Origin of the sequence: Streptomyces spongiae (assembly GCF_009377185.1) — a bacterium.
Lineage (GTDB): Bacteria > Actinomycetota > Actinomycetes > Streptomycetales > Streptomycetaceae > Streptomyces > Streptomyces spongiae.
Genome location: NZ_VJZC01000224.1, coordinates 1 through 14,437 on the forward strand (window position 1 = coordinate 1; position 14,437 = coordinate 14,437).

The 14,437-nt window shown below is 71.9% G+C and carries 8 protein-coding genes and 2 pseudogenes; 6 read left to right on the forward strand and 4 right to left on the reverse strand.

Going from position 1 to position 14,437, the window contains the following annotated elements; translation table 11 throughout:
- Positions 1 to 490: pseudogene (locus FNH08_RS26530) on the reverse strand (hypothetical protein); the annotation flags it as partial.
- A gap of 389 nt (positions 491 to 879) precedes the next feature.
- Between FNH08_RS26530 and FNH08_RS26535 the strand changes: the two are divergent.
- Positions 880 to 2,802, forward strand: coding sequence for an AMP-dependent synthetase/ligase (locus FNH08_RS26535; RefSeq protein WP_152774057.1), 1,923 nt, complete (start codon positions 880 to 882; stop codon positions 2,800 to 2,802).
- A gap of 132 nt (positions 2,803 to 2,934) precedes the next feature.
- Here the strand turns inward: FNH08_RS26535 and FNH08_RS26540 are convergent, their stop codons facing one another.
- Positions 2,935 to 3,351 (reverse strand): hypothetical protein, encoded by a 417-nt coding sequence (locus FNH08_RS26540; protein WP_152774051.1) that lies wholly within the window; start codon positions 3,349 to 3,351, stop codon positions 2,935 to 2,937.
- A 175-nt stretch (positions 3,352 to 3,526) separates the two neighbouring features.
- Between FNH08_RS26540 and FNH08_RS53625 the strand changes: the two genes are divergently transcribed.
- Positions 3,527 to 8,071, forward strand: a complete 4,545-nt coding sequence (locus FNH08_RS53625; protein WP_152774052.1) for a cation-translocating P-type ATPase — start codon at positions 3,527 to 3,529, stop codon at positions 8,069 to 8,071.
- Here FNH08_RS53625 and FNH08_RS26550 read toward each other — a convergent pair.
- Positions 8,061 to 9,230, reverse strand: coding sequence for a serine hydrolase domain-containing protein (locus tag FNH08_RS26550; RefSeq protein ID WP_407704452.1), 1,170 nt, complete (start codon positions 9,228 to 9,230; stop codon positions 8,061 to 8,063). The genes FNH08_RS53625 and FNH08_RS26550 overlap by 11 nt on opposite strands.
- Before the next feature lie 186 nt (positions 9,231 to 9,416).
- Here FNH08_RS26550 and FNH08_RS26555 point away from each other — a divergent pair, with 186 nt between their 5' ends.
- The 3 genes from FNH08_RS26555 to FNH08_RS26570 all read left to right on the forward strand — a co-directional run bounded on the left by FNH08_RS26555 (position 9,417) and on the right by FNH08_RS26570 (position 10,922).
- A complete protein-coding gene (locus tag FNH08_RS26555; protein ID WP_228034367.1) occupies positions 9,417 to 9,572 on the forward strand; it encodes a hypothetical protein in 156 nt (51 codons plus the stop codon).
- Positions 9,569 to 9,937, forward strand: coding sequence for a helix-turn-helix domain-containing protein (locus FNH08_RS26560; protein WP_322725434.1), 369 nt, complete (start codon positions 9,569 to 9,571; stop codon positions 9,935 to 9,937). Before FNH08_RS26555 ends, FNH08_RS26560 begins: the two co-directional genes overlap by 4 nt.
- A gap of 667 nt (positions 9,938 to 10,604) precedes the next feature.
- A complete protein-coding gene (locus FNH08_RS26570; protein ID WP_152774055.1) occupies positions 10,605 to 10,922 on the forward strand; it encodes a hypothetical protein in 318 nt (105 codons plus the stop codon).
- Positions 10,923 to 11,150: 228 nt separating this feature from the next.
- Here the strand turns inward: FNH08_RS26570 and FNH08_RS26580 are convergent, their stop codons facing one another.
- Positions 11,151 to 13,961: an AAA family ATPase gene (locus FNH08_RS26580; protein ID WP_152774056.1), complete on the reverse strand. Its 2,811-nt coding sequence runs from the start codon at positions 13,959 to 13,961 to the stop codon at positions 11,151 to 11,153.
- Positions 13,962 to 14,229: 268 nt separating this feature from the next.
- Between FNH08_RS26580 and FNH08_RS52305 the strand changes: the two are divergent.
- Positions 14,230 to 14,437: pseudogene (locus FNH08_RS52305) on the forward strand (hypothetical protein); the annotation flags it as partial.

Genomic DNA, 14,437 nt, shown 5'->3' on the forward strand with positions numbered 1-14,437 from the left:
GCCTGTGCCTGGCCAGGTACGTACTGCGTGACTCCCACACGACCGTGTCGTCGGTCCGCGCCCTGGTCACGACCGTCGCCTCGGTGCCACGGCGGTGCGGCGCCAACTCCGCGACGTACACCATGAGTTCGTAGTCGCCACCGGCCAGCAGCGGATGGCGTTGGGTGATCTCGACCGAGGTGTGGACGAGACCGAGGAGCGGGAGCGGGAAGTCGCGGTCGCTCATCAGGAGCATGGCCGCCGGGAAACCGAGGACGTGCGGGAACGTGATCGGCAGGGCGTCGTCGCCGGTCGGGAAGCCGCACACCCGCTCGTACGCGGCGAGGCGCGCGAGATCGACGCGCAGCCCGGGCAGGAGCAGGTGCGTCCGGGGGAAGCCCGCGTCCGGGTGCGGGCGTTTGAAGGGGGAGCGCAGGGCGCCACGGGCCAGGAGGGGCGCGAGGGAGGGGGACTTCGTGAGGACGACGGTTGAAGTGGGGGCGGGCGTCATGGGCGGTCGGCCATGGTTCAGCTCCCAGCTCTGACAGTTCTTGCTTCGAAGTCAGGTTACCTCCGGTAAGTCTACGTCGCGCGTGGGGAGATGGTCGAGATGAGCCCTCTGGCGCAGGAGGTGAACATGAAAAGTGCTCACAATAACGCCCGACCAGGCCACCGCACCCACAGGAGCCCCCGATCCCGCACATCTCCGGCGCCGGAGCATCTCCGAACCGGCACAGCCCCATCACGTGGGCGCCGTACGATCCGGTTCCTGACCGGTGATGACCCTCTGCCCCGGGCCGTGGGGGCCCGTATCTGAACGATCCGGTACGTGTGGCACGTACTACGTCATACGGCAGAGCATCGCGTCACTGCACGCCCCAGGAGTCGCTCGTGTCCCTCATGCAACCGTCCTCCGCCATGCCGGTCTCCTCGCGCGACTACGACGCGACGCCACTCCTGGTGGAGCCCGAGGTCAGGCGGCTGGACGGAGTGGCACGGGAGGTGTCGGCGCCGCCCCTGGTCGCGCCGGTGACGTACGGTTCGCTCGCCGACCTGCCCTTCGAGAACGCCGAGACAGCGCCGAAGGACATCGTCCTCAGCCGCCGGGCCGAGGCGGGCCGCTGGACCCATGTGACGGCCGCCGAGTTCGCCGAGCAGGTGCTGGCGCTGGCGAAGGGGCTGATCGCCGAGGGGCTGATGCCGGGTGACCGGATCGCCATCATGGCGCGTACGACGTACGAGTGGACGCTGCTGGACTTCGCCGCGTGGGCGGCCGGTCTGGTGACGGTCCCCATCTATCCGACCTCCTCCGTCTTCCAGGCCCGCTGGATCCTCCAGGACACCGGCGCGGTGGCGCTCGTCACGGAGACCGCGGCGCAGGCCTCCGCCCTCGGCCCGGAGCGTGAGCGCATCCCCGACCTGCAGCACATGTGGGTCCTGGAGAAGGGGCACCTGGACCGGCTGGCCGAGTTCGGCGAGAACGTGCCGGACCAGGAAGTCGCCGTACGACGTGGGGTGTTGGGACCCGACACGCTCGCCACCGTCGTCTACACCTCGGGCACGACCGGCCGTCCCCGGGGCTGTGCCCTCACACACGGGAACTTCTTCGCGGAGGTCGACAACGCGATCGAGCTCCTCTACCCGGTCTTCCGGGCGCGCACGAAGGAGGAGGCGTCGGTTCTCCTCTTCCTCCCCATGTCGCACGTCTTCGGCCGCATGGTGGCCATCGCCTGCGTACGGGCGCGGGTACGGCTCGGGCACGCGCCCAGCCTGAAGTCGGAGGACCTGCTCGCCGACCTGGCGAGCTTCCGGCCGACGTGCCTGCTGGCCATCCCGTACATGCTGGAGAAGGTCTTCAACACGGCACGCGCGAAGGCGGAGATGGGGCGCCGGGTGTCGACGTTCGACCGGGCCGTGAGCGTGGCCCAGCGGTACGGCGAGGCCCTGGAGGCGGGCCGGGCCGGCACCGGCGCGGGCCCCAGCCGCGCCCTGAAGGCGGCCCGCACCTTCTACGACCCGCTCGTCTACCGCCGTCTCCGCAACGCCATGGGTGGCCGTGTCCGTTACATCATCTGCGGCGGCTCCCCGCTGGGACGCCGCCTCTCCGCCTTCTTCGCCGGGGCGGGCATCGAGATCTACGAGGGCTACGGCCTCACCGAGACCACGGCGGCGGCCACCGTCACACCCCCGCTCAAACCCCGTATGGGAACGGTGGGTTGGCCCCTGCCCGGCGTGCGGGTCCGGATAGCGGTGGACGGCGAGATCCTGCTCGCGGGTGGCCCGGTGCTGCGCGGCTACTGGGACCCCCAGGCCGGCGGAGTCACTCCGGCGACCAACGAGGGCTGGCTCGCGACCGGCGACCTCGGTTCCCTGGACGACGAGGGCTACCTCACCATCACCGGCCGCAAGAAGGAGATGCTGATCACGGCCGGAGGCAAGAGCGTCGCCCCCGCACCCCTGGAGAACTGGCTCCGCGCCCACCCCCTGATCTCCCAGTGCATGGTCCTCGGCGACGGCCGCCCCTACATCACGGCCCTCATCACCCTCGAACCCGACGGCCTCAACCACTGGCGCCGTATGAACGGCAAGCACACCGTGCCGCCGGAACTCGTCGTCGACGACCCCGAGTTGCTCGCCCTCCTCCAACGAGCCGTCGACGAGGCCAACAAGCTCGTCTCCCGCCCCGAGTCCATCCGCAGGTTCGCCGTCCTGGGCCGCGACTTCACTGAGAACGAGGGACACCTGACCCCCTCGATGAAGCTGCGCCGCGAGGCCGTCGTACGGGACTTCGCGGAGGAGATCGAGGGGTTGTACACGAGGTAGACGGGCCTCGAAGGGCTGGACGCGCCACGAGGGGCGCACCCGGCAACGCTGTCGGGCCCCGGGAAAGGGCGCGCGGCAGCGCGGTTTCGCCGCCGTGCGCCATTAGGTGCGGGTGGTGAAGTGCGGGGCGTGTCAGGTGCTCTTCCTGGCCGTGCCGCGCTCCTTGGTTTCGCTCTCCGACGTCCGGGTCTTGGCGGCGGCAGGTTCGTGCGTGTCCTTTGCCTTTCCTCTGCCGCGCACGAGCCAGGTCGCTCCGCCGACGGCGAGGGCGACCGGCCATTCGAGGGCGCCCGCCACGGTCATCGCGCCGAGACCTCCGTAGAACACGAGGTCCTTGCCCGACGGCATGCCCGATGGCATGCCCGGCAGCCATGCCGTCGCCGACTGGGCGGTGTTTCGCATGTCACCCATGGTGATGTATGGAATCACCAGCGGCGGGTGCACCGTGCGCGTGTGCAGGTGCAGACCGGCTCCCTCGTGCTCCTGTGTATCCGCGGACCGCCTTTCGAGCCCCTTGTCCTCGCGTGTGCTCTCCGCTGTCCTGGCCATCCCCCGGTCCTCCTCTCCGAGTCGGTGTGGTGGACCCCTTCAATTCTCGCGCGTCCATGCCGTGTTTTCCCCCTTTTGGCTGGTTTATCTGATTCAAGCCGGAATCTGTGGCTACCCGGGCACTTGGGTGAAACCAGGGACAGACCACGGACAGAGGGAAGACGGGTGAGGCACGGTGGCCCTACCGGCGAAATCGGCGATACCGGGGCTGGGACTGCTGCGGGCCGTCGTGTCCTCCGTGGTGGGTGCGGAGCGTGATGTGCCCGCAGCGCGCGTCCGGCTGGTCGACGGGCGCGCGCACGTCGCCGTGCGGGGACTGCGCGAGGGCGACCTGCCCGAGTCCGTCGCGGTGCCGCTGGCCGAGGAGGCCGAGCGTCGCCTCGCCGCTGTGCCCGGCGTGGAGTGGGCCGTGGCGAACGCCGTGCTGGGGCATGTCGTCGTGGCCACTGGGCGCCCGCTCGACGCCGCCACCGGGCGCTCGTCCGACGCCGTCGCCGAGGGCTCGTCCGACACCGTCACTGAGGGCTCGTCCGAGTCCGCCACTGAGGGCCCGCCTGACACCGCCACTGCCACCGAGGCCATCATGGCGGCGCTGGCCGATGCGGCCGAGGCGGTGGAGAAGGAGCACCGGATCGAGGCGCCGCTGCCCGACCATCCGCTCTCCGGCGGGGCGATCCGGCGCGCCGCGTGGTCCCTGGCCCTGCACGCGGCCGCGGTGCCCGTGGCCACCGTGGTCGGCCTGACCCGTCGCACCCCCCTCCACCCCGCCCTCGCGGCACTCGTCCCGATCGTGGACACGCAGCCCCGGCTGCGCCGTCTCGTGGAGCAGGCGGTCGGCGAGGGGAACGCCAGGGTGCTCATCGCCGCGCTGACGGCACTGGGCAACGCGGGCTCGGGCGGTGTCCTCGGTACCGGAGTGGACACCGCCCGCCATGCCCTGCGCGTGGTGGAGGCGATGACGGAGGCCACCGCGTGGGCCACGGCGATGCCCCACCTCACGGGCGACGCGCACCGGGCCGGCTCCCGGCACGGAAGCCTCCAGGCACCCCGCGAAGAGCCGCTGAAGCCCGGCCCCGTCGAGCGCTACGCCGACCGCGCGCCAGCCGTGGCCGCGGCGTCCTTCGCCGGATCGCTCCTGGTCACCCGCCGCCCGGGACGAGCCGCCGCCGCGGCACTGGCGGCCGTCCCCAAGGCGCCGCTGCTGGCCCGCGACGGCTTCGCCTGCGTCCTGGGCCGTGGCCTGGCCCGCCGGGGCGTCCTCGTGGCCGATCCCGAGGCGCTGCGCCGGCTGGACCGGATCGGCACCGTGGTGCTCGACACCGACGCCCTGGCCACCGGCTCCCACCTGCTCGCCGACCTGGTCGCCCTCGACGACGCCCCGGTGGGCGAACTCGCCGCGACCGCCCACCGCCTCTTCGACGGCACCGAACCCGAGAGCGCGCGGCGCGACGGCGAGTGGGAGCTGGGGCCCGTCGAGCGGCTGGACCTGCACGGACACACGGGCGCGCGGGCCCGGGAGCGGCTCCTGCGTGACGGAGCGCGGCTCGTGCTGGGTCTGGCGCACGAGCGGCGGCTGACGGCCGTGATCAGCGTCGTGCCGGAGATGCACGACGTGACGGGCGCCTTCGTCCCCGCAGCCCAGGCCGCCGGCCTCACCGTCGTCGCGGCGGGCGGGCACACCGCCGACGCGGCCGTACGCGAGGCCGACGCCGTGGCGGACGGAGGCGACCGGCTGCCCGACGCGGTACGGGACCTCCAGCGCGACGGCGAGGGCGTGCTGGTGATCTCCAGGAACCGGTCCGCGCTCCATGCCGCCGACGTGAGCGTCGGCCTCGCGGGCCCGCGAGGAACTCCACCCTGGGGCGCGGACCTGTACGTGGGCGCCGATCCGGCGCCCGCCGTCGTGATCGTGGAGGCGTGCCGTGCCGCCCGGGAGACCGCACGGCATGGTGTACGGCTCGCCCAGGCGTCGGCCGTCGTGGGTGCGACGGCCGCGCTGGCCGGACGCGGCCGGCGTCCGGCGGCCCGCAGCCTGGCGTCGTACAACGCGGCGGCCGGGCTGGGAACCGCCGCCGGCACCTGGTCGGCGGTACGGCTGCTCAGGCGCCCCCTGCCCCTGCCCGTCTCCCACCACCCCTGGCACGCGATGGACCCGGGCACGGTGCTCACCCGGGCCGGTGGCCGCGACGACGGGCTCACGGACGAGGAGGCGAGGGAGCGGGCCACCTCCGCCGGCGAGGAGGCCCCGGCGTCGTCGTCCCTGGGCCGGGCCTACGTGACCGAGATGGCCAACCCGCTCACGCCCGTCCTCGGCGTCGGCGCGGTCATGTCGGCGACCGTGGGCGCCGTCCTCGACTCCGTGATCATCGTCGCGGTCACCGCCCTGTCCGGGCTCATCGGCGGCATCCAGCGGCACCGCACCGACCGCGCGGTGGCCCGGCTGCGGCGGGAGGCCGCCGTGACGGCCAAGGTGGTGCGGGACGGGCACGAGACCACCGTCTCCGCCGAGGACCTGGCCGTGGGCGACATGGTGAACCTGTCAGCCGGCGACGTGGTGCCGGCCGACAGCCGTCTGCTGGAGGCGCACCACCTGGAGGCCGACGAGTCGGCGCTGACGGGGGAGTCGCTGCCGGTGGCCAAGGGCGTCGCACCCGTGCTCGCGTCGGACCTCGCGGACCGTACGTCCATGGTGTACGAGGGCACGACCGTGGCGGCCGGCACCGGCCGGGCGGTCGTCGTCGCGACGGGCCCGTACAGCGAGGCGGGCCGGGCCGCCACGGCCGGACGGAGCGCCGCACCCGGCGTGGGCGTGGAGCGCAGACTGGCCCGGATCACCCGGACGACCCTGCCGGTGGCCCTCGGCTCCGCGGCGGCCGTGATGGGGGCGGGCATGCTGCGCGGGCGTCCCACCCGGGACACCGTCGGCTCCGGCGTGGGGCTGGCCGTGGCCAGCGTGCCCGAAGGGCTGCCGTTCCTGGTCTCGGCGGCCCAACTCGCCTCCGCCAGAAGGCTGTCGGCCCGTGGCGCCCTGGTCCGGGACCCCCGGACCATCGAGGCGGCCGGCCGCACGGACGTGCTGTGCTTCGACAAGACCGGCACCCTCACCCACGGGCGGATCTCCCTCGTCGCCGTCGCGGCCGACGGCGAGAGCAGGCCCCTCGGCTCGCTCGGGGACGAGCAGCGAGCCGTCCTCGGCGCGGCCCTGCGCGCGACCCCGCGCCCGCACGGCGACAACGGGTTCGAGCACGCCACGGACGGCGCCGTCACCGAGGGCGCCAAGGAGGCGGGCGTACGCCGGACGGCGGGAGCGTCGCGCTGGCGGCGCACCTCCAGCCTGCCGTTCGAACCGAGCCGCGGCTTCCACGCGACACGCGGCCGCAGCGGTGGGAGCCGCGGGAGCGGTGGCAGCGGCGGGAGTCTGATCCTCTCGGTGAAGGGAGCGCCCGAGGAGGTCGTCGACCGCTGTGCCAGGCGCCGTGGCGGGCCCCTGGACGACGAGGGCAGGAGGGAGATCCTCGCGGAGGGGGAGAGGCTGGCGGCGGATGGCCACCGCGTCCTCGCCGTGGCCGAACTCCGCGCCACCACCGACGGCAGGCTCACCGACGACGCGGTGACCGGCCTCGACTTCCTCGGCTTCCTCGCGTTCGCCGACCGGGTACGCCCCACCGCCGCCGACGCGGTACGCCGGCTCGCCGACGCCGGGGTGCACATCGTGATGATCACCGGGGACCACCCGGGCACCGCCGAGTCCATGGCCCGCGAACTCGGCGTCCTGGACGGCAGACGCGTGGTGACCGGCGCCGAACTCGACGAGCTCGACGACCGCGCCCTCGACGCGCTGCTGCCCGAGATCGGCGTCGTCGCCCGCGGCACCCCCGTCCACAAGGTCCACGTCGTGAAGGCCTTCCAGCGCCAAGGCCGTACGGTCGCGATGACCGGCGACGGCGCCAACGACGCGCCCGCCATCCGCCTCGCCGACGTCGGCATCGCCTTCGGTACGCGCGCGACGCCGGCCGCACGCGCGGCCGCCGACCTCGTCGTGACCGACGACCGCCTCGAAACGGTCCTCTCCGCCCTGGTCGAGGGCCGCGCCATGTGGGCATCCGTACGGCAGGCCCTGGCGATCCTCGTCGGCGGCAACCTCGGCGAGATCGCCTTCACCCTCCTCGGCGCGGCAGCCACCGGCACCTCCCCCCTGTCAGCCCGTCAGCTCCTCCTGGTCAACCTCTTCACGGACCTCGCCCCCGCCATCGCCGTCGCCCTTCGCCCGCCCCACCCCGAGGCGGCCGAACGCATGCTCCACGAAGGCCCCGGGACCTCGCTCGGCACGGCTCTCACCGAGGAGACCGTCACCCGCGCGGTGGCCACCACCCTCGGTGCCGCCGCTGCCTGGCTCGCCGCCCGGCCCACCGGCCGCGCCGTGCGCGCCCGTACCGTCGCCCTGATCGCCCTCGTCGGCGCCCAGCTCGGCCAGACCCTGCTGGCCGGCGGCACGAGCAGGGCGATCGTCGTCTCCTCCCTCGGCTCCCTGGCCGCGCTGGCGGCCGTCGTCCAGACCCCCGTGCTCAGCCAGTTCTTCGGCTGCACACCCCTCGGCCCGGTCGCCTGGACCATCGCGCTTGCGGCGGCGACAGCGGCGACGCTGAGCTCGCTGTTCCTCCCGCCCCTGGTATCCCGCGCTAGCGCCTGGGCGGCGGGCGTGGGCACGCTCACGAGGTGAGCACGGCGGCGACCCGCGCGGACATCAGGTCGTCCGACAGCAGGGGAGTCTGGGTGTACGACAACACGAACTGCGTACGCCGGTCACGCGTCGAGAACACACGGGTGCGGTACCCGAAGACCTCGCCGGTCTTCCCCCAGAAGGTCACGCCGTTCACCGTGACCTTCTGCAACCCGAAGCTGTACCGGGCGGGAGTGCCGTCCAGCATGCGCACGCTGTCCGGCGGCACGGTGAAGAGCTTCTCCATCGCGTCCGGCGGAAGCAGCCTGCCCGAGAACAGGGCCTGCTGGAACCGGAAGAGATCGTTGACGGACGAGACGAGCTCGCCCTCGCCCCATGTGCTGGACGGGTTGTAGACGGTGAGGTCCTCGAGCGACCCGTCGGTCATCCGCAGATAGCCGTGCACGTGAGGACCGTGCAGTCGCGGGTCGTTCCCCGGTATCAGGGTGCGGGTCAGTCCCAACGGCCGCACTATGCGGGAGCGGATGGCATCCCCGTATCGCTGCCCGGTCACCTCCTCGATGATCAGCGCGAGCAGCACGTACGTGATCCCCCGGTACTCCTGCTTGGTGCCGGGCGCGAACTTGAGCGGCGCGTGCGTGACCGTCCGCACCCATTCCTCGGGCGTCCACTGATCGAACCGGTGCCGCACGACGGCCTCCGGAGTGCTCTCGTCCGCTATGCCCTGGTGGTCGGGCAGCCCGCTGGTGTGGTTCAGCAACTGCGTGACGGTGATGCGAGCGAAGTCGGACGGCAACAGTCCCGGAAGGTACCGCCCGATCGGCGCGTCGAGATCGACCCGACCCTCCGCCCACAACTGCAGCACCACAGTCGCCACGAACGCCTTGGTGACACTCCCGGCCCGCACCCGGTCATCGGGCCGCGGAACCCGCCCACTCACCAGATCGGCCACGCCAGCCGTCCCGTACCAGCGCTGCCCGTCCTGAACGACACGTAACTGAGCGGACGTGGCGGGCGGGTTCGAGAGGTCGGAGATCGCGGCTTGCAGGGCACGGGTGTCGAGAGACGAACGCCCAGCCGCACCGCCCGCGGCGGGCCGAGCCGCGCCAGCGGGTTGTGTGCCCGCGCCAACCGCCGCCCGAGCAGCCGTACTTCCCGCCCCGACCAACACGGCACCGGCCGCCGCGCCACGCACCACGGAACGTCTGGAGATCCACTGAGAAGCCATGAAGATCAATGTGCCGCCCCGGCCCGCCCTGGGGCATCCGGGATCTCCCCCACACACCCCCGAAACGATCCCCTAGCAAGGAGGCCGCATCAGTCCTCCGGGTGTGTCGTGCTGTGTAGGTAGCGAGCCGGGCGCCTTCACATAAATATCGTCGCTGTGAGTGATCTGTGGCAGATCGAGATCGAACCGGAGGTTCGGCAGTGGCTGGAGCTCCTCGCGGATCAGCAGTACGACCAGGCTGAGCGTGCCGCTGACATGCTCGCGGCTCGGCCGACCACCCGCGCGCGCAGAAGTGAGGAGGAGGAAAGGTGAACCACTCCCAGTGGAAGACCCGCCGGACTCGTAGGCTCATGGGGGAGCAGGTCGAGGAATCTCCCGCCTACGTTGAGGCCGGGCGCGCGCTCGCTCTCGGTCAGGCTGTCTACGACCGTCGTACGGAACTCGGCCTGTCGCAGGCCGAGCTGGCGCGCCGCGCGGCCATGACCCAACCGCAGATTTCGAACATCGAGGGCGGCGACTCCGCCCCGACCCTGCCGCTGCTCACCCGTCTGGCGAAGGCCCTCGACGCGTCGCTGACCATCGACCTCGACGGCGACAGCTCGGCTTTCGTCTTCACTGCCCACGACAGCCAACAGCCGGACAAGGCACCACCTGGCGGACGCCACTCGGCAGCCTGACCCCGGCAGCGCCCGATACGTCCGGTCGTCCGGCTGTCAAGCAAGTGCGGCTCGTGCGTTGTGGCAGTCCGGGCTGCGACCGTGAGGACACACCGTTCGCGCACGACTCCCAGTGCCCGCGACCGGACTGCGATCTGCCTCTGGGCGCCGCATGCGACGGCTCCCACCAGTCAACCGTGCACGTGACGCGACAGCTGGCACCGCGCAATCCGTCGACCCCGGCCGAGGCGGCCGCCCTCTTCGCCGCCCCCGGGACCTGCTGCGCCGTGAACTCGCCGCACCCCGACCCTGCTGCCCCGCATCGCCACCGCCTCCCCGGCGGAAATTGAATTTACTGATCTTCTGGTGGTGGGGGTGCACGCATGGGTCGTGGCAGGTTGGTGTGAGGAGGTGGGTGATTCGCAGTTGATGCGGATCGAGAGGATCTAGGGGCGGAGGTGAGCGTAATGGTGGAGTCCGTTGATTTGTATCGACGTCGGGTTGGTCTTCGTCTCATGCAATCGTGATGCCGTTAAAGTTCGTAGCGATTCCTTCGCTTTTCCGCCGCTCATGACCGTCATCTGCGCCCGGCTCGGTGCGCCCGTGGACCGGGACGATTCGCGCAGCCCAACCGTCGCCGAGCCCCGAGCGCCATCGTCCGCCCGTGACATTTCATAGGGAGAACTCCATGTCTGCACGTTTCGTTCTGTACGGGATAAAGGGTACGGATGCAGATGAAGTAGCCCATGGTGTTGCTGATGTTCTCGGTATCGAATTCTCCCTGAGGAATAGCAGCTACAAGAGAGGGAGCTACTATTTCCATCGTGGAGCCGAGAGGCTTTCAATTTCCATTGAAAGGCACGCGCATGACGATGAGGGCGTCCTTGGTGAGCCTCAGTACCCGCAGTACGGAGTGCTTGTTTACGTAAACTACAGTGTCCCTGAAGTTGAGCAAAAGTTGTCAACGCTGGAGCAGATTGAATTGCTTCGCACGGAGACTGTCTGACTCGGGTGAGATCTTCGTGAGCGAGTGCACGGCGTCTGTTCAGGTTCAGTCAGCAGTTCAGCTCCACGCGGCGCGGAGCCCGGCCCGCCCGGCTGTTCGCTGTTCAGCAGCTGCACGACTGGGGCATCCCCTACGGCAGCGACCTCAGCGACACCACCGCCCAGGTCGTCACCGACCGTACGCCCGGCAAGACCATCTGGGCCGAGCTCAACCTGCCCTGAACGCCCCTCAGTCCACCAAGTCCGCCGCGGTCAGTAACCGCGTCAGATCCGTCCGCGACCGCACATTCAGCTTCCGGTAGACCCGCGTGAGATGCGCCTCCACCGTCTTGCGGGACACGAACAGCGATGCCGCCGCCTCCGTGTTGTTCAGGCCCCGTGCCACCGCCCGTGAGACCTGGAACTCCTGCGGGGTGAGCTGGTCCAGGGCGCCGGACAGGTCGGAGGACGAGGAAGTACGTCCTCCCAACGTGCCTCCCGCCGCCGCCAGTTCACTCGCCGCCCGCCGCGCCCACGGGGCCGCGCCCAAACGCTCGAAGCACGCCAGCGCCGACGCGAGCGGCGCACGAGCCGCTGCCGGGCGGCGGAAACGGCGCAGCACCTCCGCCTCGCACAGCAGCGTGCGCGCCCAGTCGAAGGGGCCGGTCGTGCGCTGGTGGGCCTTGAGCGCCAGCTCGAAGTGCGCTTCGGCCTCCTCCGGTGTCGATGCCAGCAGGCCACGGCAGCGGGCCGCCGCCGCCTCCGCCGATGCCAGGCCCGTCTCCCGCGCCCGTTCCTCCAGCCACGTCACCACCTCGGCGGCCCGGGCCGTGTTGCCCGCTCGCAGGTGCGCCTCCGCCAGGTCCGCCGCGAAGGGGACGACCTCGGGGTTGCCGATTCCCTGTTCCTCGGCCAGGGACAGGGTTTGTTCGAGTTGGTCGGCCGCCGTCTCGTAGTCCCCGTACGACAGCGCCGACAGGCCCAGCACCGCCGTCATGTGGAACTCCTGGCAGCCGATCCCGTACGCCCCGCACTCCCGCCTCGCGCGGGCCACGTGGTCCTCGCACTCGACCCGGTTGCCGCGCAACGCCTCCAGGCGGGCGAGGCAGTAGAGGGTGTAGCTCACGCACGTCAGCTGGCCCAGCTCCTCCGCCCAGCGCAGGGACTCCGTCAGGTCCCCGCGGGCGGAAGCCCACTGGCCGATTCGCGTCTCCAGCTCGCCCCGCACCGCCAGCGTGAAGCCCAGCACCCCCACCGCGCTGTGGCGGCGGGCCGATTCCACTGCCGTGTTGAGCAGCCTCCGCCCCCGTACGAACTCCTCCACCCGGCTCCACGCCTGGCCCGCGATCGCGTACACCTGCTGGTCACGGACCGGGTCGCCGGTGCCATGGGCGTCGGCGGACTCCAGCATCTCGCGGCCCTTCGCCGTACGGCCCGCCATGACGAGGGCCGCGCCGAGGACGGTGAGGCTGTACCAGCGTTCGGGGCCGGTCGGGGAGGCCAGGGAGAGGGACTGCTCCGCCACCCGTACGGCCGCGGGGACGTGGCCGTCCAGCCGGGCCGCGGCCGTCGCCTCGGCCAGCACCATCGAGGCGCGGGCCGGGTCGTGGTCGCGTACGGCGTCCGCCGCGTCCACCAGCAGGCCGTACGCCCTCCCCGTCTCGCCCCTCCATGTGCACATACGGCCCAGCAGGCCCTGGATGTCGGCGCGCATCGCCGGGTCGGGCGTGATGCGCAGGGCCTCCTCGCACCACTGGGGGCCGGAGGGGGAGCCGCTGAGCAGGGCGTCGGAGGCGGCGCGGTGGAGGCGGGCCGCGCGGGCCGCCGGGTCGGGGGGAGGGGTCAGGTCGGCGGCACGGCGCCAGGCCAGGGCCGACTCCGCGAACGCGCTGCGGCGGCGCGCCTCCTGTGCCGCCTCCTCCAGTGCCGTCGCAGCCTCCTCGTCCGGGCCCGCGCTCGCCGACGCCCGGTACCAGGCATGCAGCGAACCCGTGCTCACCGCGGCCAGCGCGCTGAAGGCCGCGAAACGGTGGGCCAGCGGGGCGCGGCCCAGGACCAGCGGGCGCAGCACCGGGTGGTGGAAGTCCAGGCCGTCGGAGGTGGCCGTGATCAGGCCGTCCTCCTCGGCGGGGGAGAGGGCGTCGAGGGAGAGGCTCGCCGCTTCGAGTGCCTTGCGCAGCGGGCCGGCGGCCTTGGAGCGGCTGGCGGCCAGGACGACCAGGGCGCGGCGGGCCGTCTCGGGGAGGTCGTCGATACGGGTCGCCCAGGCGCGTTCGAGGTGGTGGCCGAGAGAGGGCGGGTCGAGGAGCGGGTCCTCGCCGCGCGTTTGCTCGGGGGTCAGACCGGTGGCGATCTCCCGTAAGGCCAAGGGGTTTCCGCCGCTGATGCGGACCAGTTCGGCGAGGACCGCCGGGGTGACCTCGCGGTCCGCCTCCCGGAGCAGGGCCGCGCAGTCGTCGGGGGGCAGGCCGCCGACCTGGACCGCCGGGATGCTGCGGCGCGTGCCCGACTCGCCGTGGTCCTCGCGGGAGCACAGGGCGAGGGCGACCCGTTCGCTGGAGAGGCGGCGGGCGATGAAGAGCAGGACGCGCTGCGAGGACGGGTCCACCCAGTGCAGGTCGTCGACCAGGACGACCACGGGCTGCTCGTCGCCGAGAGCCGCGAGCACGTTCAGGGCGCCCATGCAGGCCGCGTACGGGTTGCTCGGGGTGTCCGCCGAGTCACCGCCGAGAGCGAGGCAGGACTCCAGGGCGGTGCGCTGGGCCCCGGGGAGTTCCCTGAAACGGTGCGAATAGGGCATAAGGAGGTCGCCCAGCGTGGCGAACGGCAGGACGGTCTCCGTTTCGATGCCCCGCGCGCGGAGTACGGTCCCATGACCGCCAGACCGGCCCTGGCGCTGCTCCGCCTGCTCGGCCGCGTAGTCCAGCAACGCGGTCTTGCCGATGCCCGGCTCGCCCCACAGCAACAGGGAGGCCCCAGCGGCCCCGCCCGCCACGAGCAGGTCGTCCATCAGCCGTCGTTCCCGTTCCCGGCCGACGAAACCGGCTGCTCCCCCTTGCATATGCCACCCCCTGGCGCCCGTCCGCCTTCCATGATGCCCCTCGGTGTGGGGGCCAAGAAGGTTGAAGAACAGCCGTAGTTGTGCGTGGACGGGTTGTGCGGGTGGTCGGATGTAGGGACTTCCCGGAAGCGCCCGGGGGAGCCGGCGCCCTTGAATGGAGTCTGCAAGCCGCGGGGCCCGCGGAACCGACGCGACGAGGGGCCGCGGGGTGTTCGATCGAAGTGGTGCAACAGGGGAAAAGCAGGTCGCGGCACAAGGGGGACGGCCGATGCCGGCATCCACGGGACCCGAACCACGGCTCGACTCCGTCGAGATCAGGGTGACGTTCTCGGGAGCGGACGCGGCCGCCGCGACCCGGGCGCTGGCGCCGGACCACGGGGGAGCCCGGCGCCACGTCTACTTCTGCGAGGCGCTCACCCGCTCTCCGTACGGCCGAGTTCCGTACCACGGGGGAGCAGGGGGAACAGGGGGAGCAG